This window comes from Geomonas paludis, assembly GCF_014193585.1.
GTDB lineage: Bacteria > Desulfobacterota > Desulfuromonadia > Geobacterales > Geobacteraceae > Geomonas > Geomonas paludis.
Window position 1 is genome coordinate 91,999 of the sequence record NZ_BLXY01000006.1, and the last position, 23,734, is coordinate 115,732.

The window sequence follows — 23,734 nt, forward strand, 5'->3', positions numbered from 1 at the left end:
ACAGGCACATCGCCCTGCAGCCAAAGTACGCGGTGGTGCAATGACCCGCCGTATTTCTACTTGCGCACAATTGTCGGATGGTAGTACGCTCGACTGCGACTGCAATGTCGCAGCTCAGCCGGTATCTTTTGCTCCACCTGCCCCAGGAGGACCAGCCCCTTTTGATTTTCCTGCAGTACGTAAAACGTGTCGTCCTCTCCTGCGCGCACCGGTCACTGCCGGTCCTTGTGCTGCTGACGTTGTGCACCCTCGTGCCCTGCTCCACCTGGGCCGCAGGGAGGGGGACCATCGTCGTCGGCGGCGACCACAACTATCCCCCTTACGAATTCCTCGACAAGAACGGTCACCCGGCCGGGTTCAACGTCGACCTGACCCGCGCCATCGCAGAGGTGATGGGAATGACGGTGGAGATCCGCCTGGGGCGCTGGGAGGAGATCCGCAAGGCGCTGCAGAGGGGCGAGGTGGACATCGTCCAGGGGATGGTCCAGGCGGAGGTGCGGGCCAGGGACTACGACTTCTCGCCGCCGCACTCGATCATCAACCAGTCGGTCTTCGCCCGCCGCGGCGCCAGGACGGTGCAGACCCTGGGCGACCTCAAGGGGAAAGAGGTCTTCGTGCAAAACGGCGGCATGATGCACGACTACCTCCTGGAAAAGAACGTGGGAGCCGCCATCTTCCCCGTCGACACCCACATCGACGCGCTGCGCCAGCTCGCCGCCGGCAAGCACGACTACGCCCTGGTCGGCAACCTCCCCGGACTCTACCTGAGCCGCGAGTTCGGCCTCTCCAACATCGTGCCGGTAGGGAAACTGTTCGCCGGTCAACCGTATTGCTATGCCGTCAAAAAAGGCAACGACCAGATCCTGTCCCAGTTCAGCGAAGGGCTCGCCATCCTGAAAAACACCGGGCGCTACCAGAAGATCCACGACAAGTGGCTGGGCGCGCTGGAGCCCCCGGCCGTCTCCTGGCGCAAGATCCTCACCTACGCGGCCATCACCGCCCTGCCCCTGTTGCTTATGCTGAGCGCCATCGGCTACATCAACCGCAGGCTTGCCAAGGAAGTTGCGCTGCGCACCGAGGAGATGCAGTTGCAGCAACAGCAACTGATCCAGGCGGACAAGATGGCGTCGCTCGGGGTCCTGGTCTCCGGCATCGCCCATGAGATCAACAACCCGACCGGGCTTTTGCTCTACAACCTGCCGGTATTGAAGAAGATCTTCCGCTCGACCGAAGAGCACCTGGAACAGCGCTTCCAAAAGGAAGGCGATTTCATGATCGGCGGGCTGCGCTACTCCCAGTTTCGCGAGGACATCCCGCTGCTCATCGACGAGATGCAGGACGGCGCGACCAGGATCAAGCGCATCGTCGAGGACCTGAAGGACTTCGCCCGCAAGGACACCTCGCAGATGGACCAGTCGGTGCTCCTGAACGACGTGGTCCGGGCCGCGCTCAGGCTAGTAGAAAACCCGATCCGCAAGACCACCGGCAACGTGGTCACCGAACTCGCCGACGGTCTGCCCGCCTTTCGAGGCAACGCGCAGCGGATCGAACAGGTGGTGGTGAACCTGATCCTCAACGCCTGCCAGGCGCTCCCCGACCCGGGCAAGGGGATCTTCCTCACCACGAGCTTCGACGCCGAGCGCAACGAGGTGCTCCTGGTGGTCCGGGACGAAGGGGTCGGCATCGCCGGCGAGGACCTGCCGCGTATCGCGGACCCGTTCTTCACCACCAAGCGCGAGGTAGGCGGCACCGGGCTCGGCCTGTCGGTATCCGCCTCCATCATCAAGGAACACCAGGGAACCATGGTTTTCGAGTCACAGCCGGGCGAGGGAACCACGGTGCGGGTGGCGCTGCCCGCCCTGCAAGGAGCATGACCATGATCGATTCACTCACCCCGGACTTCGAGATCCTCCTGGTGGACGACGAGGAGGCGTGGCTGCGCAGCATCAGCATGACCCTGGCCATGTCCGGAGGCATCAATAACGTGGTGCGCTGCTCCGACAGCAGAAAGGTCCCGGAACTGCTCCGCTCCCGCCCTATCGGCCTGGTCCTTTTGGACCTGAACATGCCCAACCTTTCCGGACAGGACCTCCTCCCCGCCATCATCGAAGAGCACCCCGAGGTGCCGGTCATCGTGCTGAGCGGGCTGAACCAGGTTTCCGTCGCCGTGGAGTGCATGCAGAAGGGGGCCTTCGACTTCTTCGTGAAGACCGTCGAGGAGGAGCGCCTGATCCAGGGGATCCACCGCGCCATCCGTATGATCGACCTGCAGCGGGAAAACCGCGAGATGAAATCGCGCATCCTCAGCGACCGGCTGGAAAACGCAGAAGCATTTGCCGACATCCTCACCGCGGACCGGGCCATGCTCTCCATCTTCCGCTACATCGAGGCGGTGGCCGGCAGCAGCCAGCCCATCCTGATCACCGGCGAAAGCGGGGTCGGCAAGGAACTGGTGGCGCGGGCGGTGCACAAGGTGAGCCGGCGTCCCGGACAGCTGGTCTCGGTGAACGTGGCGGGACTGGACGACCAGATCTTCAGCGACACCCTCTTCGGCCACACCAGGGGCGCCTTCACCGGCGCGGAGTTGCCGCGTAGCGGCATGATCGAACGGGCGGCGGACGGGACGCTGTTCCTGGACGAGATCGGCGACCTGGCCATCACGTCACAGGTGAAACTTTTGCGCCTGTTGCAGGAGGGGGAGTACTTTTCCCTCGGCAGCGACGTCCCCAAACGGATGAACGCGCGCGTCGTCGTCGCCACCCATCACGACCTGGCTGCCAAGCAGGCCGCCGGCGAGTTCCGCAAGGATTTCTACTACCGCCTGTGCGGGCACCACATCCACATCCCGGCCCTGCGCGAGCGCCCCGACGACATCCCGCTCCTCTTCGACCACTTCCTGGAGGAGGCCGCCCGCGAGCTCAAGAAGAAGAAACCGACCGTCCCCAAGGAGCTGCCGGTGCTGCTGACCAACTATTCCTTCCCCGGCAACGTGCGCGAACTGCGGGCGCTGGTGTACGACGCCATGAGCCGGCACGAGGCGCACATGCTCTCCATGGAAACGTTCAAGAGGGTGCTGGGCAAGGACCAGAACCGCCCGGTGCGGCTCAACGAGCAGGGGGAGCGCAGCGTCTTCGTCCCCAGCGAGCCCCTCCCTCCCCTGCACGAGGTTGCCGACCTCCTGGTTGCCGAGGCGATGCGCCGGGCCGGGGGTAACCAGTCCATCGCCTGCCGACTGATCGGCGTGTCGCAACCGGCACTCAGTAAACGCCTGAAAAAGACAGGGGATTCTGCACCGTAATCACCATCACCCAACGTAGTTTTACCCTCCCGCGCCTCCGCGGCCGGGAGGGCTTCCGCTCCTCCTCACTTCCCCAAAACCCCTATAACCTGCGCCGCCACTATAACCTGCGAGAAAACAGGGTAACCCGTCGTAACTGCACGGCAAAGTCGCAGCAAGAGCTATCACGCCGCCTGCAGGTTATACCCCCCTGCGCGCCCCCTTCCCCCCGCGCATTTCCTTAACTTATTGGAATTACGACGCGGCAAGACCAGAGAGCAGAATTGGCAGCCCTCTTGCTATGTGCGGGGTACTGCAGGATGTAGAAAACTATTTTATGGGAAGCTGTGAAATTGGGGACAACGATGCAATTCAACCTGAAGGAGAGTGCGGCATGAAAAAGAACAAACTGACCCTCTACATCCTGGTGGCGATGATTCTCGGAATCGTCGTCGGCTACTTCTGTAACCTCAATGCGCCGGACGCCAAGGCGGCCAAGGTCATTGCAGGCTACTTCGACATCATCTCGTCGGTCTTTCTGCGCCTGATCAAGATGATCATCGCGCCGCTGGTGTTTGGCACCATCGTCTCCGGCATCGCGGGCAACGGCGACTCCAAGGCCATCGGCCGGATCGGCATCCGTGCCATGGGCTGGTTCCTGTGTGCCTCGGTGATCTCGCTCGCGCTGGGCATGGTGTTCGTCAACCTGTTCCAGCCCGGCGTCGGCACCTCGCTCCCGGCCCCGGTAGCCGGCGCCACCACCAACCTCAACGTCGCCGCCCTCAACTTCAAGGACTTCGTCACCAACATCTTCCCGACCAGCTTCCTCGATGCCATGGCGAAGAACTCGATCCTGCAGATCCTGATCTTCTCCGTTTTCTTCGGGTTCGCGATCGCCTCGTTCAAAGACGACGCCACCAGGACCGTGGTCGCCTTCGTCAAGGAACTGGTGCACATCATGCTGAAGGTGACCGACTACGTCATGCAATTCGCCCCGGTGGGCGTCTTCGCCGCCATGGCATCCTGCATCACCGTGCAGGGGCTCGGCGTGCTGACCACCTACGGCAAGTTCATCGGCAGCTTCTACATCGGCTTGATCGTGCTCTGGGCCGTACTGATCGGCGCCGGCTACCTGTTCCTGCGTAACTCCACCTGGACCCTGCTCAAGCTGATCCGCGAGCCGATGCTGATCGCCTTCTCCACCGCGAGCAGCGAGGCCGCCTACCCGCAGACCCTCGAATCCCTGGAGCGCTTCGGCGTGAAGGAGAAAGTGTCGGGCTTCGTGCTGCCGCTGGGCTACTCCTTCAACCTGGACGGCTCCATGATGTACCAGGCCTTCGCCGTCATCTTCATCGCCCAGGTCTACAACATCGAGCTTTCCATCTCCAAGCAGATCGCCCTGCTCCTGGTGATGATGCTGACCAGCAAAGGGATGGCCGGCGTGGCGCGCGCCTCGCTCGTCGTCGTCGCCGCCACCCTCCCCATGTTCAACCTTCCCGAGGCGGGCCTTTTGCTCATCATGGGTATCGACCAGTTCCTCGACATGGGCCGCACCGCGACCAACGTGATTGGCAACTCCATCGCCACCGCAGTGGTAGCCAAGTGGGAAGGAGACCTGGGGGCTGAGCCGGAAGTGGAGGAGGACGAAGAGCTGGTCCTCGCCGCGGTGCCGGTGCAGGATTAGTAATCAAGAAACGACAGTTGTGAATAGCAGAAGAACTCGGCGCCCGTATGGGCGCCGTTTTTTTTGCCTTTACTCAAGCAGTGGCTGAGCTTGAACCTAGCGGCTGGAAGCGAGGACGCCCCTGATCCGGTCCAGTTCGGCCTGTGCCAGCCGGCAGGCCAGCGAGGCCTGCAACTCGTCCATTTCCGCCCGTTTCAGTGCGGCGACGGCTTCGGCATGCTTCGCCGCGGTCACGGTGCCGGCCTTCAGGCGGTTGTCGCTCAGGCGCGCGTTTTCCCGGCGCAGGGAGAGCGCCTCGCGCGCCACCTCCACCATCTGTTGGGAGCGCTCCAGCTTGCGCAGCGCCTTGTCGATGTCGATGCCGATCCGTTTGTCGATCCGCGCCAGGTTCTCTTCAGCCTGGGACCGCTGGGCCGCACGCTGCTCTATGTCGGCCTTTCGTTTGCCCCAGTCGAAGATGTTCCAGGTGAGCTCCGCCCCGACGATCCCTACGTTTCTTTCCAGGAACGGGGCGCCGTCCTGGTAGCCGTGCCTGGCGTAGATGGTCAGGTCGGGGATGTACTCGTAGCCGGCGGCACGCACCGCGTGGCGCGATTTCTCCAGGGTTTGGCGCGCGGCGAGCATTTCGCCGTTGCCGGAGCGCGCCTCCTCGTAGGCCTGTTCCTTCACCGGTTTTGTCAGCTCGGGAAGCCCGGCCTCGGTGACCTCGACCGTGGTGTCGCTGGGCAGCCCCAAGAGGTCGCACAACTCCGAGGTCACATCGGCGGCACGGTTGTCGGCGACCAGGAGCGCCTGCCGGTTCTGCAGCAGATCCGCCCGTGCCGCGGTCAGCGCCACCTCCAGCACGTTGCCCGCCTTCACCCCCTCCTCTGCCTCGCGCAGGTTTTCCTGCGCCGCGTCCAGCGAGGCCTGGGCGGCGGTGCGCTCCTTGTCGGCCACGAGCAGCGCGTAGTACAGCTCGTGCACGGCAAAGACGGTTTCGTTTTCGGACTTGGACAGTTCCGCCTTGGCGATGCCGCGCTCCGCCTTGGCGATGTCGCTGGCCGCCCCGATCTTGAACAGCTGCGTGATCGGCTGCGCCAGGGTGGTCTCGCTGTACAACACGGTGGACTTGCTCTGGCTGAGCTTCACCTCCCTGTTGGGGAACTGCTCGCCTCCCGCGCCGCCGAGACTCCCCGCCGGGATGGAGATCTGCTGCTTGTCGGACAGGCTCATGAACTTCGTGTTGTTGGTGAGCTGCGGGAAGTACTGGGACCGTACCGACGTGATCCTGTGGTCGGTCTCGGCGACTTTGTCCCGGCCCATTTTGAGGACCGAGTTCTGCTTGAGGGCGAGCTCGACCGCCTGTGACAGCGTCAGGGACTGCCGCACCGGCTCCGCGCTTGCCTCCCTCCCCCCCGCGAGCAGCACCAGCCCCACCAGCGCTGCGGCCACGACTCCCTCTTGCACCGAGGCGCGCCGGGCTACCCGTGACTTCACCGCCACGTAGATCACCGGGACCACCAGGAGCGTGAAGAACATGGAGAAGATGAGACCGAAGGCGATGACGCTCGCCAGCGGGCTCCACAGGCTCGACCGGGACAGGATCATGGGGGTGACGCCGACGGCCGCCGCCATGGTGGTGAGGAAGATGGGACGCAGACGCCTGGCCCCCGCCTCACGCGCCGCCTGCTCCAGGCTTACCCCCTCGGCCACCCTCTCGTTGCAGTAGTCGACCAGGATGATCCCGTTTCTGACCACGATGCCGCACAGGCTGATGAGCCCCATGAACGCGGTGAAGCCGAAGGGGTTGTGGGTGATCACCAGTCCGAGGATGGCCCCGAACAGGGTGAGCGGAATGGAGGCCATCACCACCAGCGGATCGGAGACGTTCCTGAACTGCACCAAAAGCACCAGGAAGATCGCCACCAGGCTGATGCCGAGCGCCACCAGCATTTGCGGGAAGGTCTCGTCCTGGTTGTCCTTCTCGCCGCCGTAGTAGATCCGGTATCCGGTGGGCAGCTCCAGGGCCTTGATGCGCGGCATCGCCTGCTCCAGGATGTCGGAGGCGTACACGCCAGTTTTCGGGAAGGCCCGGATGGTCAGCGTGTGCACGCCGTTTCTACGCACGATCCTGCCGGTTTGCCACTCGGGCGCCAGCGTGGCGACCGCGCGCAGCGGCACCCGGGCCCGGGTCAGGTCGGAATTGAGATAGGTGTTGCCGATGTCCGAGAAGGAGGAACGGGAGGCCGGGTCGAGCCTGAGTTTGATGTCGACGGCGCGGTCTCCTTCCCAGAAGGTGCTGACGGCGGCGCCGTCGAACGCGCCGGCCAGCGTCTGCGACACGCCTGCGTCGGTGAGCCCGAGACGGTTCGCCAGCTCGTCGTTCACCTTCACGTCCACCAGGTAGGAGTCGTTGAAGTAGTCCCTGAACACGTACTGGGTGTTGGGTATCCCCTCCAGGATCGCCTGCACCTGCTCACCGAGCCGCTTCAGTTCGGCGATGTCGTCGCCTGCGATGCGCACCTCGATGGGGGCCTCCATCTGGGATCCCTGCTGCAGCTCCTTGACGATCACCATCGCCTCCGGCGCCACCTTGGCCAGGGCCGGACGGAGCTCCTGCACCAGCCGGCTGGTGTCCTCCACCGAGGCGGTGTTGACGATGAACTGTCCGTAGGCCCCGTCAGGCTGCTGCGGATTGACGTTGTAGTAAAACCTCGGCGCGCTCTGCCCCACGAAGGTAGCGTAGTGGGCGACACCTTTGCTTTTGGCCAAGGCCTTCTCGATCCGTCCCATCACCGCGTCGGTCGCCTCGATGCGCGTCCCCTGGGGCATCCAGACGTCGACCACGAACTGGTTGCGCTCCGCCGACGGAAAGAACTGCTGCGGCACCACCGCGAAGAGGGCTACGCCGAAGACGAAGGCGCAGCCGCCCAGTGCGAAGGCAAGCCATTTCCGGTTCATGAAGGTGCCGATCCAAATGCCGTACTTGTCCTGGAGCAGATCGAGCAGACTCTTCTTTTCCTTTTTGTGATCGTGCGCCGCATCGTGGTCGTGCAGCCCCTTCTTGATGAAGAACCGGCACAAAAGCGGGGTCAGGAACACCGCCACGATGAAGGAAACGGCCAGGGCGATGGCCACGGTAAGCGGCAGCGCCATGATGAACTCGCCCACCGACCCGGTCAGGATCAGCAAAGGGAGAAACGAGGCGATGATGGTGATGGTGGCGGTGAGTACCGGCACCAGGACGTCGCTGGCGCAGCGCCACGCCGCCTCGGCTTTGGGGACCTTGTGATCCAAAAGCTCGACGAAGTTGTCCGCGATGACGATGGCGTCGTCCACCACGATACCAAGCACCATGATGAGGCCTGCGATGGAAACCTGGTGCAGTGCGATGCCGAAGGCGTTCATGACACCGAGGGTGCCGCACAGGGTGACCGGAATGGCGAGGGCGGCGATGAGGGCGACCCTGAGGGGGAGCAGCACGATGGTCACCAGGACCACGGAAACGATGGCGAGCAGGAATTCGTGGCTCAGCTTCTCGGTGCGGTCCTTGACCACCTCGGGCTGGTTGGCGACCAGGTCCAGTTTCACATCGGGCGGGAGGAGCACCTTGAGGCGCTGGAACACGGTATCGAGCCGATCACCCAGTTCCACGATGTTCTTCCCTTTCTGCATCTCCACCGAGAGCAAGAGACAGGGGTCGCCGTCGTAGCGCACCATGAAGGTCGGGTCCTGGTAGCGCCGCTCCACGGTCGCGAAGTCCTTGATGTAGAGAGGATGGCCGTCCTTCGAGACGTCGACCAGCACGTTGCGGATGTCTTCCTCGGTGTTGAAGATCCCGGTGGTCCTCATGGGGGACTTGGATCGCTCGGCCTCGAAATGTCCCCCGCTCTGGATGACGTTGCGCTCCCTGAGCGCGTTCACGATCTGACGCGGGTCCGCGAAGTACTGGGCCACCCGCTCCAGGCTCCCGCTGATCCGGACCTCTTCGGACTGGTTGCCGTAGGTCACCAGCTTGCCCACTTCCCGGACCGTACGCATCTCGTCGTGGATCTTGTCGGCGTAGTCCCTGAGCTCGCGGTAGCCGTACCTCTTGCCGTGGACCGCCACCAGCATGGCCACCGTGTCGCCGAAGTCGGAATCGACCACCGGCCCCATCACCCCGGCGGGGAGTTCGGTCGTGCGCACCAGGTTCATCTCGTGGCGCAGCTTGGCCCAGAACTGGTCCGAGTTCTTCACGCTGTCCTCGAGTTCCACGTTGATGATGGCAACGCCGGGGCGGCTCGTGGAATAGGTCTTCTCCTTGCGGACCTCGGGGAACTTGAAGATGTGTTTTTCCAGGGTCTTGGTCACCTGTTTTTCCACCTGCTCGGAGGTCGCGCCGGGATACATGGCGGCCACGAGCCCGGTCCTGATGGTAATGGTCGGGTCCTCGGTGCGCTGCATCTTCAGGAAGGCATGGATGCCTATGAATACGACCATGGCCGTCAGGATGAGGGTGACCGGGGGATAGCGAAGGGAAAACTTTATCGGTGTCATACTGTCTGTTCCTTTCCTGCCGGCCTACTTCCGGCTTGCCTGTTCCGTTGCCGACACGACCGCGCCGTTTCTCAGCTTCGCCTGTCCGGCCAGGACGATGAGCTCGTTGCCGTCCAGCCCGCTCTTTATCTCGATGTCCTTGTTGACCGCCGCACCGATCTCCACGCGCTTGGTGTAGACGCGCTTCTGGTCCGGGTAGTAGACATACACCTGCGTCGCACCCTGCGGGTCGCGCACCACCGCGTCTCCGGGGAGCGTCACCATGGACACGGTCCGGTCGCCGCGTATCGTTGCCTCCGACACCATCCCCACCCTGAGGGCATGCTCCGGGTTGGGGACGCTGATCCTGGTCATGTAGGTGCGGGTATTGGAGTCCGCGGAGACGTTGATGACACGCACCGTCCCCTGGAAGGACTTGCCCGGCAGGGCCGGTACGGTGATGTCGGCCTTCTGGCCGATGCTGACCAGGTGCACGTCGGTCTCCGGCACGCCCACGCTCACCTCGACCGGGTCCATGCGCACCATCTCGAAGACGGGACGCCCGGCCGCGGCGGTGTCGCCCGGTTCCACGGCACGCTTGGCAATGTACCCGTCCATCGGTGCGTACAGGGTCGCATCGCCGAGCGCCTTTTTGGCGACGTCGAGGCGGGCCGCCGCCTGGCTGTACCCTGCCCTCGCCAGGGCCTTGTCCTCCTTCTGGCCGCCGGCCTTGGCCTGGTCGTACTCCTGTCCGGCGTGCTCGTAGGCCGCCTTGTACTTCTGGAAGTCGTTAGGCGCGAGGCTCTTGGAGTCGTAGAGCATCTTCATGCGCCGGTACTCGTCCTCGGCCCGCTCATACGCGATGCGCGCCTGCTCCAGATGCTCCGGCCGCACCGAATTCGTCGCCTTTTCCAGTGCAGCCTCCGTGCTGGCCAGTTGGGCGGCGGCGCCTTTGAGGGAGAGGTTGAAATCGGTGGGATCGATCCTGGCCAGGACCTGCCCCTTCTTGACGAACTCCCCCTCCCGCGGCCCCACGAAGACCACCTTCCCGGAAACCAGGAAGGAGAGGCTCGCCGGTGCATTAGGGGTGGCGACCGTCCCGCTCACCGAGATGGTCTCGCGCTCCTGGACCTTCTGGACCCGCCCCACCACCACCGGCACGGCATCCCCTTTGGCTTCCTTGCTGTGTTGCTCACCACTGCATGCCGCCAGCGAAATTCCCACTGCCGTCAGGCAAACGACCTTCACAGCGGTCTCAAATCTAACTTTCATCGTGATGCTCCTTTTCCTTGTTATATTCGTCATCGTTGACGGTCAGAAAGTGCGGGCCAGTCCCAGCAGTTTGCTCCGGACGGTTTCGTATTCCTCCCAGGAGCCGGTTTCCGGGTCGTCTCCCTTGAGCAGGACCGTTTCCTGATGCGCCACACCGAGCACGTTAAGGACCGAGCGTAGGTAGGCAACGCTCTGGTCGCGCTCCCCGGCCAGGCTGTACGCCGTAGCGGCGTGCAAGTGCAGGGATTTCCTGGGGAGGCCGCGCAGCATCCCTTCGCTGCCGTTAGGTGTGAGCCGGTAGGTACGGTCGAGTACGCAGGTCGCATCCACGTACATCTTGAACTCGGCCGGCAGCCACAGGTTAAGGCTGTGGGTGACGAAGACATACTTGTCACACCTGAGAAACTGGTCCGCCATGCGCCAGATACGGTTGATCTTGTGCCGCTCTTCGTCCGAGAGCAGCGCGTGGTCCTCACCGCGCTCGACACGCGTCCAGGCGTTGAGGACGTCCTGGTCGACGCGCTGGATGCTGTCGCGGTACACATCGAGCACCTGGACTTCATCCCGCGGGTTCAGGCGCAGGTATTCCTCCAGGAACTCGGAGCCGAGCAGAAGGCTGCGCGATGCGGCCTCGGCTTTTACGTTAGCGGTGACATAGAGAATGGTGGCCATGAGGTAATCCTTTCCGTTGGAGTTCTTCTCACTCTCATAGCGACGACCATGCCAGTCCCAGGTACCCAGTGATTTCAAAATGTTACAAATCAGGTTCGAGTCGTGTTCACAAGATGCCGTAATAACTATTGCGGTATGTTGTGAAAAAAGGCAGGATTACAGCATTTGGTAGTTCGAGATCCATGCAAGCGACGGGATGCGGCGAAGAAGCAGAAAGAGGAAAGACAACAATGAGCAGCAGCGACGAGTTCATCAAAGAGATAACCCTAAGAATCTGCAGCAGCCTCGATATCAATGAGTCTATGAGCAGCGCATTCGACTACCTGAGACACCAGGTCCCGGTGGACCTGCTCACCCTGTTCATCCTCGACGAGCGGCTGGGAGCGGTAAGGCGCATAGCCAACGCCTTCGAGAACAGTTGCCATGTAACCGTACCGGAAGAGATCCTGCCGCTTCCTGAAGGGCTGCTGGAAAAGGTCGCGGCTCGCAATTTCTCGGCACCGTTCATCGTGGACCCCGAACATGACGAGATCTTCCGAGCCTTGGCCCCGGTAATGAATTACAAAGGTATTACCGACCTTATGGTCCCCTTGAGGATCAGGGGGGAACTACTGGGCGGGTTGGTCCTGCGCGCGGGGGGGGAAGGGAGATACACGGCGGAGCAGGTCGAGCTGATAGGTGGGATCGCCAAGCCGTTCGCAATAGCGCTGGCCAACGCCCTCGCCCACGAGGAAGTGCTGCGCTTCCAGGCGGTACTGCTGGACGACAAGCGCTTCCTGAACCGTGAACTGTACGGCAGCGCCGCGGAAGATATCATCGGAGCGAACACCGGGCTGCGCAACGTGATGGAGATGGTGCGCCAGGTGGCGCCGCTCAACAACACGGTGCTGCTCCTCGGCGAAACCGGGACCGGCAAGGAACTGATAGCCAATGCCATCCACTTTTCATCGCCGCGCAAGCAAGGGCCGTTCATAAAAGTGAACTGCGGCGCGCTCCCCGACAGCCTCATCGACAGCGAACTGTTCGGTCACGAGCGGGGAGCGTTTACGGGAGCCCTTGCCGAGAGTAGGGGGAGATTCGAGCGTGCCGACGGTGGAACCATTTTCCTGGACGAGATCGGCGAGCTGCCGCCGTCGGCCCAGGTGCGTCTGTTGCGGGTGCTGCAAAACCACGAGGTGGAGCGGGTCGGCGGCAAGCGGGCCATCCCCGTCAACATCAGGGTCATTGCTGCCACGCACCGTAACCTGCAGAGCATGATGACGGAAGGGACCTTCCGCGAGGACCTGTGGTACCGGCTGAGCGGGTTTCCCATCATCGTGCCGCCGGTGCGACAGCGCAAAGAGGATATTCCCGCCCTGACCCGCCATTTCCTGGCTGTGAAAAGCAGGGAGTTCGGAATGTCCATCCCCCCCTCGGTGGCGCCCGGGGCGCTGCTGCGGCTCATGGAATACGATTGGCCCGGCAACGTCCGCGAGCTGGAAAACCTGGTGGAACGCGAGTTGATCCGGCATCAGGGAGGGCCGCTGGCGTTTGACCTGATCGGCCCCAACCAGACAGGAGAGGCAAAGACAGTTGCCGCCGGCAACGCAGCGCCCTCCCCTCCTTCGACACTGGACCAGGCGATGTCCGCCCACATCATCGAAGCCATGAAAGCCGCCAACGGGAAGATCCACGGTCCCGGCGGCGCCGCCGAGCTGCTCGGGATGAACCCGAACACCCTGCGCTGGCGGCTCGACAAGCTGGGCATCAGCTACCGCCGCCGCGAGCGAGGAAGGAGTACCGGTAAATAGAACGGATCTCCCCCTTCCGTCCGCCCGTATAGCAAGAGGGGCTTGCAGATTCTGCAAGCCCCTCGTTTACTCGTCACAACAAACAGGAAAACCTTTGCTGCAACCCTCTTTTACAAGTGACGGTACCTTCTTTTCTTGTGGTAGCACTTTCATATCATTAAGATGTAGTGATGGGGTTCCTGATCAATAATGTTACAGAGACAGTTACAATTGACCGCGGTTGTGATGCCCACTGTGCAGTCAGAAGGTGGCCTAGAATCAGGAGGTAGCGTGACAATTCACCTTCCACCTTGCATGGCCCTGCCCATCGAAATTACTTGTCTTTTACTTCAGTACCCCTGAGAATGTCGCGGCGGCATGGCGTCGCCCTGGCGGGCAGGACATGCCGCTAAATGGCACGCCACGTACAAACCAAGACGGGCATCACCCAGGAGATATACGCATGACTATCAGTTCGCCTCTGAGTCACACGCTCAACGCGCCGAGGTCGATCCATCGGCTGACCCGTGCTGCCGGGTGGATGGTACTAGTGCTGCTGTCATATTTTTCCTGCTTCGGGCAGGTTGCGTGGGGAGCGGCAGAAACGGCCGAACCGGTCCTTGTCGAGAAACCGACGCCGAGGCTGGTGGTGCAGTCGGGCCACTCGAAATACGTCGCCGCGGTGGCTTTTTCGCCAGACGGTCGCACGATGGCATCGGGCAGCGACGACATGTCCGTCAAACTTTGGGAAGTGGCGAGTGGCAGGGAATTGCGCACCCTTGTCGGGCATAAGGAGGCGGTGAAGAGCGTTGCCTTCTCTCCGGACGGCAAGACACTGGTGTCCGGCAGTGTCGACAAAACCGTCAAGCTCTGGGACGTGGCGACCGGCAGGGAGCTGCGCACCTTGTCAGGGCACGAACTTTTTGTGACGAGTGTCGCCTTCTCTCCTGATGGCAGGACGGTTTTGTCCGGAAGCCGGGACAACACCCTCAAGCTCTGGGATGTTCCCAGCGGCAGGGAAGTGCAAACGTTCGCCGGCCATGTCAATCCCGTCAGTTGCGTCGCATTTTCTCCGGACGGCAAGACCGTCGTGTCGGGGAGCTGGGATAACACCCTCAAACTCTGGGACGTGGCCACAGGCCAGCAGCTACGGATATTCACCGGTCACGAAGACTGGGTAACGAGTGTCGCCTTTTCGCCCGACGGGAAGGTCATCGTTTCAGGCAGCCAGGACAAGCGGCTCAAATTTTGGGATGCCTCAACCGGACGGGAGCTACGCAGCATACTGCTTGAGGAGGAGGTAAAACAAGTTGCCTTCTCGCCAGATGGAATGACCCTTGTGTCGGCCAATGCACAAAGCCAGGAAAAGATTGCGCCTCTCAAGCTATGGGAGGCAGCTACGGGCCGGGAACTGCGCACCCTCGCCGTGCTGCGCGATTGTGAAGTGATGAACGCCGCATTCTCACCTGACGGCAAGTCGGTGCTGTCGGGTTGTTATCAGGGGCAGATCAAACTGTGGGGTGCCGACTCCGGACAGGAAATCCGTACCTTCGCCGGATATGGGGGGGGCGTCAAAAGTGCCGCCTACTCAAGGGACGGCAAGTCCATCGTGGTCGGCAGCGAACGGTCAGGGGGGACAGGGCTCAAGCTCTGGGACTTGGCCACGGGGCAACAGCTGCGCTCCTTCACCGGACATGTGAACACGGTGACGAGCGTCAGCTTTTACCCCGACAGCAGCGCCGTTGTGTCAGCCGGCAGCGATGACAGGATCAAGTCCTGGGACATAGCCACTGGCATGGAACTACGCAACATCGAGATTTCAGGTCATAATTCATCTTCTCTAAGAGGCGCAGCGTTGTCCCCTGATGGTCGTGTCCTGGCCTCCACAGGAAGAAGTTATGCCAACGCGGCGACCAATGGCAGTCATATCAAGCTGTGGGATGCCGCTACCGGCGACGAATTGCGTACCTTGACCGGGCACGGGCAGTATGGCGACGACTTCGTCTCGGTGGCGTTTTCACCGGACGGACTCACGCTGGCATCGGGCAGCAATGACAAAACGATAGAACTGTGGGACGTTGCCTCTGGCAAGGAACTGCGCATCCTCACCGGGCACAGCTCCACCGTAAACTGCGTCGCTTTCTCAACCGATGGGAAAACCCTGGTATCCGGAGACTCGGGCAACAAGCTCAGGTTCTGGGATGTCGCCACCGGCCAGGAATTGCCTGCCGGTTCAGTGTCCCAGCCGACTGCTTTTGTCAGCCACTGGGGCTCCACTGCGGGCGTGAACAGTATCGCGTTCTCCCCGGACGGCAGGATCGTCGTGTCAGGTAGCACGGACAGGACCATCACCGTCTGGGATCTCGCCACGCGCCGCAAGATCGGCACTTTCATCGGCCACGGGGACGTGGTGTCCACTGTCGCCTTCTCGCCCAACGGCAAGTTCGTGCTGTCCGGTAGCGAGGACAGGACCCTCAAGATCTGGGACGTCGCATCTGGCAGTCTGCTCGCTACCCTGGCCAGTTTCGCCGATGGCTCCTGGGTAGTGACTGATCCCGAAGGGCGTTTCGATACTGGCAATCTGGAAGAGCTGAAGGGGGTGCATTGGGTGATGCAGGACGATCCCTTGACGGCATTGCCGCTGGAAACCTTTATGAAGGATTACTACGAGCCAAGGCTCTTGACGCGCATCCTGAATGGCGAGAAGTTCAGCCCCGTGCGTGCCTTTGCCAACCTGAACCGTGTCCAGCCTGCCGTCAGGATTGTCAGCGTCACCCCGGACCGCAACGACCCCGAACGTGCGCTCGTCGAAGTTGAAGCAGTCGGCGCCAGCAGGGACTACCTCCGCGACGGCAACAAGGTTCCGGTTGCCGCGGCGGCCCACGACCTGCGCCTGTTCCGTGACGGCCAACTGGTAGGCGCTGCTGACGGCCGGATATCCCGATACGGCGACAAGCCTTACCGCGGGACCTTCAGCGTGCGCCTGCCCAGCGCCATGAGCGGGAAGGAGATCACCTTATCGGCCTATGCTTTCAACGAAGACCGGGTTAAGAGCGGCACGGTGCGCAGCCGTTACCGGGTCCCCGCCACTGTCGTTTCCCGCAGAGGGAATGCCTATCTCATCAGCATGGGCGTCAACACCTTTGACAACCCGGCCTGGAACCTGCGTTTTGCCGCCAACGACGCGCGACTCATGCGCCAGGTACTGAGCGAGACTTTGCGCAAGACGGCCGCTTATGAGCACATCGTCCCGCTTACCCTGATTTCGGACCAGGACGAACACCACGCCGACAAAGCGCTGCTGCACGCCGTCCTCGACAGGCTGGCAGGAAAGCCCGCCTCGCCGCTGCTCGAAATGCTTCCCGGTGCCGAACAACTGCGGCCCGCCACGCCGGACGATCTTGTAGTGCTCAGCTTCTCCGGCCATGGCTATGCCGATGGCAGCGGTGACTTTTACCTCCTCACCCCGGACACCGGCAAAGGCCAGGAGAAGAAGGTGGATGTCGACCTGCTCAAGCGCAGCATCTCCAGCGAAGAACTCTCGCAGTGGCTGCGGGATGTGGATGCCGGCGACATGACCATGATCGTGGATGCCTGCCAGTCCGCGGCGAGCGTGCAGGGAAAGGACTTCAAGCCCGGCCCCATGGGGAGCAGAGGCCTTGGGCAGCTCTCCTTCGACAAGGGGATGCGTATCCTTGCGGCGAGTCAGGCCGACGAGTACGCCCTGGAGAACGACGCGATCAAACAAGGACTGCTCAGCTTCGCCCTGGTCATAAACGGTCTGGAGGGATTTGAAGCCGACCAGGCTCCCAAGGACGGCAAGATCATGCTGGACGAATGGCTACGTTATGGCGTGAACCGGGTTCCCGGTCTTGCCGAGGAGGTCAAAGCGGGGAAGGTGCGGGTCTCAGCCCGGGGAGGCAACCGTGGCGTAGTCCGCATCAATAAGACAGGCGCCGGCGACCCGCGGCCGGCACAACAGCCGGCCCTGTTCGATTTCGCCAAAAACAGGCGCCAGGTTGAGCTTGCCCTGGAACCTTAAAGGTGCCGGTGTAAAGGAAAAAAACAAAAAGGGACTTGCAGAATCTGCAAGTCCCTATATCAGACGGTTAGCTCCGGCCCAAGCCTTTCATCTGTCCCGTCAAAGGCTGCCCCCTCTTCTACGAAAAAGTTGCACACCCCCTTGGACAAAAAATATCAGCCTCCAACCATCATCGTTTTGTGAACATCGCCCTTGCGAGAAGAAACAGAAACGCGGCTGCATGAAGATGCAGCCGCGTTTTTATGTGCTCCAGTGACTTTGCTGTTAACCAGAGTCCAAGCTTCCCCAAGAGTTGAGGGAAATGACGCCCGGAAGGAGCCACCCCTGGTGCACGTCTTTACATATGTCGAAGTTTTTTACACGTTTCCCCCGTGCATCCTACCAATCCCTTCTCTTAGGACCGCCACGACACGCGCCTCCCACCGTAACCGGCTGATTTACCTAAATCGGCACGCTAGTTGCCTTGCAGTTGACAGTTTCAAAATACAAGGGAGAGGGAGGGCACGAGAATGAGAGCGATTTGGGCAGGAATTCTTACCGCCACGCTGATGCTCGGCGCGACCGGGATCGCCGGGGCAACCGTCTACACGAGCACCACCGACCTGGACCGGATCCTGTTCGGCACCGGCAAGATCTCCTGGCAGCAGGAGATGCCGGGGGACTTCACGATGCCGTACGACACCGTCAACAGTGCCAAGCTGACGATCTATTCGAACTTCGTGAACGGTGGCAACGACTACGTGCAGGTCGAAAGCAACTTCGTGGGGACGCTCAAAAACGACACAGGCTGGGTCTGGTTCTGGAATCCAATGGAATCCACCAAGTTCGACGTCGCCTCGAGCATCACCGCACCATGGGGGCAGGGCCACCCCCTCGACATCTCACTCTTCTACGACGAAAGGGGCTGCCTTGATTTCCTCTATCTGGACAAGTCCGTGTTCTGCCTCAACTATAACAACCAGGCCGCCCCGGTCCCCGAGCCGGGCACCATGCTTCTTTTGGGCCTTGGGCTCGCCGGGATCGCGATCTACGGTAAGCGTCGTAGAAACGAGGCATGACCTCCCATTTGATCTCTGCGGGATCAAGGGGCTTTACACAGAGTGTAAAGCCCCTTTTACATGAAACTGATAATAGCGGTGCTCCTTACGGAAAGCCGGGCGACTCAGATACGATCCCAAAACGGCAGCGCAAGAACTTGTTGGCATTTCAGCGCATGTGGGCTTGACGGATACACCAAGCGAGTTTATACCTCCACGGTAATCACCTTACCATCAATCGCTCCCATTAACGCTCAGACACAGCCGTGCCTGGCAAACTGACACAAGGAGATATTTCGATGATGAGATATGTGAAAGTTGCAGTAGCAGCAATTGCCGCAGTGGTCGCCGTTTCGCTGGCGACACCGCAGTTTGCGTCCGCGCATTGTGACACCCTCGACGGCCCAGTGATTCAGGACGCGCGCAAAGCGCTCGAATCAAAGAGTGTCACCCCGGTACTCAAATGGGTGAAGGAGAAGGATGAAAAGACCGTTATTGCGGCATTCAACAAGGCGGTTGCGGCGAAGGGGAACAAGGCCGAAGCCGCACATAAACAGTTCTTTGCCACGCTGGTGAAGATCCATCGTGCCGGTGAAGGCGCGCCTTTCACCGGTTTGAAACCGGCCGGCGCGGTAGAACCCGCCGTAGCCGAGGCCGACAAGGCACTGGTGAGTGGATCGGCAGACAACCTGGTGCGGCTGATTACCGAGGATATCACCGCAGGTATCCGGAAACGCTTCGAGCGCGTGAAGGCGGCGTACCGGCATAAGGACGAAAGCGTCGCGCAGGGCCGGGAGTTCGTCGAGGCCTATGTCGATTACACCCACTTCGTGGAGAAGATGCATCTTGCCGCCACAGGCACCGCCCACGCGGAACACGATGAGCATGCCCGCCACGCCCCCTCCGGGCACGACGGCAAGAAGCACTGAAAACGGACTCGAAGCGGCTCCATCGGAGCCCCTTTCCTTTCCCACTCACTGCCGCCCCCCCGATTAGAGAACATACGCAAGGCACCCTGTATCATGGGGTGCCTTGCGTATTCCTCCTCCATTACCGGAACATGATCAGGAAAAGTTGGACCGCCCCACTGGACAAATCCATTAACCTGAGCTAATGTTTTTCCGTATCATCTACCACGCCTGAAAAGGAGGTGCCACGGTGCCAGTCATTCCGGAACTCTTAGTCGCACACTTCCAGGATTTGAGCATTAACGACTTCATCGCCCTCATGCTCACCCATGCAGCCAAAGTCGATGCGCATCCGGCCGTCAAGGAGGGGGCGCCGGAGTACTTCTCCATGGGGGATCAACTGAGGGCACTCGCCGCGGAGCTTGGACAGTGGCGTGACGCAGCCGCCACGGGGAGCCGCGACGCCAAGGCGAAAAAGCAGGAAGTATGGGAAGCGGGCAAGCTTGCCCTTGCCATGAACGTCCAGCATCTCACCATGCTCTCGCTGCACCGGAACGATCCGGCCATCCTGCACGACACCGGTTTCGAACTGAAGCAAAAACAACAAACCAGCAAGCCCTCGGTGAATCTACTGGCGGAAATACCGGGGATCACCTTGAAGCATACACAATCGGCTTCAGGCCCCGTATCGGGCGCCATCACCGTCGTGCTAAGCCGGCCAAAGAACGCCCCCTGCGAACTGCAGATGTCGTACGATCCAGCCAACGAGTCGTCCTGGGGTGGTCAGGGTATCCACCAGAAAGCCCGGATAGAGTACAACGGTCTTGAGCCGGCAAGCCGAGTGTCCTTCAGGGCAAGGCTTCACGTCGAAGGAAAGACCGGCCCATGGTCGCAGGTCGCCACTATCATCGTTTTGTGAACATCGCCCTTGCGAGAGGAACAGAAACGCGGCTGCATGAAGATGCAGCCGCGTTTTTATGTGCTCCGGTGACTTCGCTGTTATTTTATCCCCTACAAAAAAAACCGGCTCCCGTTTCCCGAAAACCAGTTCTACATTGGCCCTATATGGTTCCGCATTAGGACGACCTGGTTCCAGATTGAGACGAACTGGTTCCAAATTGGAGGAAACCGGAGCCGTTTCCACCAAACCCTTTCCATTTTTAGAAAAACGGAACCCGTTTCCTGAAAACTGGTTCGGCATTAGACCGAAATGGTTCCGGATTAGAGTCGATTGGACCCGTTTCCCGAAATTCCCCTTCCGTCTGTAGAAAAACGGCACCCATTTCCGAAAAAACTGGTTCCGCATTAGACCGACTGGTTCCAGATTAGAGCGACCCGAATCCGTTTTCCCGAAAACCCCTCCCATTTTTAGAAAAACGGCACCCGTTTCCCAAAAACTGATTCCGCATTAAACCGAACTGGCTCTAGATCAGAGCGAACCGGATCCGTTTTCCCGAAAGGCTTTTCCGATTTTAGAAAAACGGCACTCGTTTTCCGCAAATCGGTTTCACATCGGACGAACGCGGGAGTTATATAAAAAGAGGTCGCTCTTTTCCAAAGCGACCCCTTCTCTAAACCTCAGATCTCGCCCGGCTCAAGGACGCCGTGTTGAACCATCATCTCGAGCAGTTTGTCACGATGGCAGGGCTTGGAGATGTAGCCGTCCGCCACCCCGTCCAGAAGCGTCTCCCCCATCCCCCAAGGGAAGGTCCCTGCACTTACAACGAAGATCTTGCTCGGCGAGGCGCAGGACTCTGCCCTGGAGGTTTCAAGGGAGCGGATCTTCCTGATCAAGCCGTGCCCGCTTAATTCAGGCATGGTAAGATCGCAGCAGATCAAGTCGAAGGACTCCCCTTTCAGCCACTTAGGCTCGATAATGCTCCATGCCTCTTTCCCACTGGTAACAATCGTGCAGTCGAAGCTCTTCCTGAGCATCGTAGCCAGCATCTCTGCGGAGAACTCCTCGTCGTCGACTATCAAACATGTCTTCATTTTTCCCCTCTTCGCATCTTGTACGGACCAAGTCGAGGCAGGCCACGACAGAGAGGCAAGCCGAGGTCCCTATGGGGTCGTATCGACAATTTCGTCGCCGCGCTGAAGAGAAATCAGTCACATTACCAAGGAATTCAGAAGACGAGAAGCAAGTGATCTACTAAGTCGATGCATCGCGGCAGGAATGCCGCTATTACAGGTGGGGGCTGGGGGGCAGCGCTTGACACGCGACAACGTTACCTCTAATTGCTCGGGACCGCTTCCGGGAATTTGGAATCGGTAAGTGGACGGGGCATGTAGTGGGTGGGAATGCAAAAGGGGACTGGCACCTGTCGGAGCCAGTCCCCTGAAAATGAAAAAGGCGCCAGGTTCTAAACCGGGCGCCTCTTGTATATTGGTTGCGGGGATAGGATTTGAACCTATGACCTTCGGGTTATGAGAGAAACCTCCCCCTGACAACCCACTAAAGAGAATCAATGACTTGCAGTTATTCCTATGAGTTAACGGCCTCCACCCACACAGCATATAACACATGTTGACCATGCTTGCAAGAAATTAGGGTACAAGTTAGGAGCCAATGGCACTTATCCTGCCAAATCATTTTTGAGCATGTTTCAATTTCAATAGTTCAAAAAACTGTATTTCAGCTTGTTCTTGTTCTTCGACAGTGTCGGCAAACGCAACCTTCTTCGCCAAGGTCGACGACAAATTATTGACTGGCTTTCTGTTAGTAAATTTATAAAATCTATACAAATCACATGCAATTGCAGTATTTTTTCCTTCATCACTAATTGGCCTGTAAACAAGACCAGGAACTAGTATTTCAATATGGTCATTGTAGGAATGAAAATGCGGATGCACTATGATGTAATCTTTAGGCTTGTTTGGAAAGGTTTTCCTGTTTGAATTTTTAAGTACATTTTTACCACTTTTAGGACCGTTACAATCTTTGCATGCAATACATAAATTTTGTGGTTCGAACATAAACTTTGGCTTCATGATCCTAGGTATGATATGTTCAATATCCCACGCCATATTGTGATCAATTTGTATTTTTTGTTGACAATATGGACATGTATAATTTTGAATTACCTTGTAGTACTCCTTTATTTCAGTTTTAATATCGGTGAATTTAGCATCACTCCAATCTTGAGGGGCTAACGGAGTCCCCTTACAAGCATCTAAAATATCAAGACTTTCTTTTGAATAGACAATAGGTGCTGGAATCATATATTCAACACCTCCATAGCTTTCGTGAGGGTTGAAACCAATTTGCTGACAGGATCGGCAGAATCAATAGGCTTGGAAAGCGATTTTAATTCTACAGCACGACTCTTAAAATCATCAGTGAGTTGACTTTCCGAAGTGATAATACTCAATAACTCTAAAGCTTCGGTCATCAGATATTCATTTTGGTGACCGGGAGCTTTAAAAATTTTGGCTAACTGAAAATCAGAAGATCTATTACAATATTGCACAGATGAGTAGGTTTTCAGATCGTCCATGGCAAGTATAAAACAATGATCCTTGGTCAACCTAGAAATAATTTGAGGAGAATGAGTAGCTATAATAAATTGACATCCTCGATAATGACTAAATGTTGAAGCCAAACTTTCCATATACTTTTCTTGCCATTCTGGATGCAGACTAATTTCAGGCTCGTCGATGCATATCAAACTGTTATCTTCAATTTCACTGGCTATCCCTAGAAGGTTTGTCAGAATACATCTTTCACCAGAACTTGTGTTTTTTATTGAAATTTCAACATCACCATTAATTCTTGTTAGACGTAAATCAGAATACGCTATAAAGCCAGCGTCCATCAATGTGCATATATCTTCGTACAATTCCATACTTCCATAACTAATACCTCTCCCTGTAAAGTCAAGAGAAATATCAAAAATGCTTTCTCTATAATATTCAGTCAATCTACTATAGGACTCCCCTAAAAATTCAGCCCTATCAGTACTCATACGTTTAAATTTTACCAAATAATCAATGAAGGATTCAATGTCGTTATTTGGCTTCCGTAAGATGTATGGATTTCTACTAATACGAAACCTAGCAGTAAGGGAAGGATAGAAGCCTAACATATGGAACGTTTCAGCCAACTTGGCGAGGTTTTCCCGACTTTTTTGTGTGGAGAGAACCAACGAATTTAAAATCTTTGAAATTTGTGATGCACTAGACATCTGCCTAGATGTTTCTCTATACCCTAAGTATTTATAGACGCCTTTAGGCCCTCTATCCCCCCTAGAAGAATTTGGGAATCTATCAAAGGGGGTTGCAGTGATTGCGATAATTTTGTTTAAAAATTCAAAATTATATAGATTGTTAGTATTAAACAGTCCGGTGGATCTTTCTTCCTTTAAAGCTTTTCTGGCAGTTTTGATTATGTATCCAAGAAGTGAGCTTTTACCTGTTGCATTTTTGCCTATGAGAATGGTAAACACGTTATCGTGCTCACCGACCACACTATTAATCAATTGGTATTTTCTGTTTTTGTAGTTGATGACATGCAAATGCGACGACATTTATAACCTCTTAAATAAAAATATAATGCACATCATTTAACACCACA

At 58.6% G+C, this 23,734-nt stretch carries 14 protein-coding genes; 8 read left to right on the forward strand and 6 right to left on the reverse strand.

Annotated features, from left to right (window positions below):
• Window positions 1-161: 161 nt before the first annotated feature.
• The 3 genes from H7687_RS14735 to H7687_RS14745 all read left to right on the forward strand — a co-directional run bounded on the left by H7687_RS14735 (window position 162) and on the right by H7687_RS14745 (window position 4,961).
• Window positions 162-1,874: a transporter substrate-binding domain-containing protein gene (locus H7687_RS14735; RefSeq protein ID WP_246404910.1), complete on the forward strand. Its 1,713-nt coding sequence runs from the start codon at window positions 162-164 to the stop codon at window positions 1,872-1,874.
• A gap of 2 nt (window positions 1,875-1,876) precedes the next feature.
• Window positions 1,877-3,298, forward strand: coding sequence for a sigma-54-dependent transcriptional regulator (locus tag H7687_RS14740; protein WP_183348713.1), 1,422 nt, complete (start codon window positions 1,877-1,879; stop codon window positions 3,296-3,298).
• Between the two features lie 373 nt (window positions 3,299-3,671).
• Window positions 3,672-4,961 carry a dicarboxylate/amino acid:cation symporter gene (locus tag H7687_RS14745; RefSeq protein ID WP_183348715.1) on the forward strand — a complete coding sequence of 430 codons (1,290 nt, stop codon included), beginning with the start codon at window positions 3,672-3,674 and terminating at the stop codon, window positions 4,959-4,961.
• Window positions 4,962-5,057: 96 nt separating this feature from the next.
• Here the strand turns inward: H7687_RS14745 and H7687_RS14750 are convergent, their stop codons facing one another.
• From H7687_RS14750 to H7687_RS14760, 3 genes are read right to left on the reverse strand one after another with little or no spacing between them, the layout of a single operon-like run.
• Window positions 5,058-9,482: an efflux RND transporter permease subunit gene (locus H7687_RS14750; protein ID WP_183348717.1), complete on the reverse strand. Its 4,425-nt coding sequence runs from the start codon at window positions 9,480-9,482 to the stop codon at window positions 5,058-5,060.
• 24 nt (window positions 9,483-9,506) lie between these two features.
• Window positions 9,507-10,733, reverse strand: coding sequence for an efflux RND transporter periplasmic adaptor subunit (locus H7687_RS14755; protein WP_183348719.1), 1,227 nt, complete (start codon window positions 10,731-10,733; stop codon window positions 9,507-9,509).
• A gap of 42 nt (window positions 10,734-10,775) precedes the next feature.
• Window positions 10,776-11,405 carry an NAD(P)H-dependent oxidoreductase gene (locus H7687_RS14760; protein ID WP_183348721.1) on the reverse strand — a complete coding sequence of 210 codons (630 nt, stop codon included), beginning with the start codon at window positions 11,403-11,405 and terminating at the stop codon, window positions 10,776-10,778.
• A gap of 230 nt (window positions 11,406-11,635) precedes the next feature.
• Between H7687_RS14760 and H7687_RS14765 the strand changes: the two genes are divergently transcribed.
• The 5 genes from H7687_RS14765 to H7687_RS14785 all read left to right on the forward strand — a co-directional run bounded on the left by H7687_RS14765 (window position 11,636) and on the right by H7687_RS14785 (window position 20,080).
• Window positions 11,636-13,195 (forward strand): sigma 54-interacting transcriptional regulator, encoded by a 1,560-nt coding sequence (locus H7687_RS14765; protein WP_183348723.1) that lies wholly within the window; start codon window positions 11,636-11,638, stop codon window positions 13,193-13,195.
• Window positions 13,196-13,637: 442 nt separating this feature from the next.
• Window positions 13,638-17,216 (forward strand): eIF2A-related protein, encoded by a 3,579-nt coding sequence (locus tag H7687_RS14770; RefSeq protein WP_183348725.1) that lies wholly within the window; start codon window positions 13,638-13,640, stop codon window positions 17,214-17,216.
• Between the two features lie 509 nt (window positions 17,217-17,725).
• Entirely contained in the window at window positions 17,726-18,274 is a 549-nt protein-coding gene (locus H7687_RS14775) for a PEP-CTERM sorting domain-containing protein (RefSeq protein WP_246404911.1), read from the forward strand.
• A gap of 278 nt (window positions 18,275-18,552) precedes the next feature.
• A complete protein-coding gene (locus tag H7687_RS14780) occupies window positions 18,553-19,182 on the forward strand; it encodes a DUF6448 family protein (RefSeq protein WP_183348727.1) in 630 nt (209 codons plus the stop codon).
• Window positions 19,183-19,411: 229 nt separating this feature from the next.
• Window positions 19,412-20,080: a hypothetical protein gene (locus H7687_RS14785; RefSeq protein WP_183348729.1), complete on the forward strand. Its 669-nt coding sequence runs from the start codon at window positions 19,412-19,414 to the stop codon at window positions 20,078-20,080.
• A gap of 659 nt (window positions 20,081-20,739) precedes the next feature.
• Here the strand turns inward: H7687_RS14785 and H7687_RS14790 are convergent.
• The 3 genes from H7687_RS14790 to H7687_RS14800 form a co-directional block, all read right to left on the reverse strand.
• Window positions 20,740-21,153 carry a response regulator gene (locus tag H7687_RS14790; RefSeq protein WP_183348731.1) on the reverse strand — a complete coding sequence of 138 codons (414 nt, stop codon included), beginning with the start codon at window positions 21,151-21,153 and terminating at the stop codon, window positions 20,740-20,742.
• A gap of 597 nt (window positions 21,154-21,750) precedes the next feature.
• A complete protein-coding gene (locus H7687_RS14795) occupies window positions 21,751-22,383 on the reverse strand; it encodes an HNH endonuclease (protein ID WP_183348739.1) in 633 nt (210 codons plus the stop codon).
• Window positions 22,380-23,687, reverse strand: a complete 1,308-nt coding sequence (locus H7687_RS14800) for an AAA family ATPase (RefSeq protein ID WP_183348741.1) — start codon at window positions 23,685-23,687, stop codon at window positions 22,380-22,382. Before H7687_RS14800 ends, H7687_RS14795 begins: the two co-directional genes overlap by 4 nt.
• Between the last annotated feature and the right edge of the window lie 47 nt (window positions 23,688-23,734).

What these genes read in the sequence shown, in the direction of transcription:
- H7687_RS14740 (WP_183348713.1), top strand. Translation starts at nt 1,877, where the DNA reads ATGATCGATTCACTCACCCCGGACTTCGAGATCCTCCTGGTGGACGAC.
- H7687_RS14745 (WP_183348715.1), top strand. Translation starts at nt 3,672, where the DNA reads ATGAAAAAGAACAAACTGACCCTCTACATCCTGGTGGCGATGATTCTC.
- H7687_RS14750 (WP_183348717.1), bottom strand. Translation starts at nt 9,482, where the DNA reads ATGACACCGATAAAGTTTTCCCTTCGCTATCCCCCGGTCACCCTCATC.
- H7687_RS14755 (WP_183348719.1), bottom strand. Translation starts at nt 10,733, where the DNA reads ATGAAAGTTAGATTTGAGACCGCTGTGAAGGTCGTTTGCCTGACGGCA.
- H7687_RS14760 (WP_183348721.1), bottom strand. Translation starts at nt 11,405, where the DNA reads ATGGCCACCATTCTCTATGTCACCGCTAACGTAAAAGCCGAGGCCGCA.
- H7687_RS14765 (WP_183348723.1), top strand. Translation starts at nt 11,636, where the DNA reads ATGAGCAGCAGCGACGAGTTCATCAAAGAGATAACCCTAAGAATCTGC.
- H7687_RS14770 (WP_183348725.1), top strand. Translation starts at nt 13,638, where the DNA reads ATGACTATCAGTTCGCCTCTGAGTCACACGCTCAACGCGCCGAGGTCG.
- H7687_RS14775 (WP_246404911.1), top strand. Translation starts at nt 17,726, where the DNA reads ATGAGAGCGATTTGGGCAGGAATTCTTACCGCCACGCTGATGCTCGGC.
- H7687_RS14780 (WP_183348727.1), top strand. Translation starts at nt 18,553, where the DNA reads ATGATGAGATATGTGAAAGTTGCAGTAGCAGCAATTGCCGCAGTGGTC.
- H7687_RS14790 (WP_183348731.1), bottom strand. Translation starts at nt 21,153, where the DNA reads ATGAAGACATGTTTGATAGTCGACGACGAGGAGTTCTCCGCAGAGATG.
- H7687_RS14795 (WP_183348739.1), bottom strand. Translation starts at nt 22,383, where the DNA reads ATGATTCCAGCACCTATTGTCTATTCAAAAGAAAGTCTTGATATTTTA.
- H7687_RS14800 (WP_183348741.1), bottom strand. Translation starts at nt 23,687, where the DNA reads ATGTCGTCGCATTTGCATGTCATCAACTACAAAAACAGAAAATACCAA.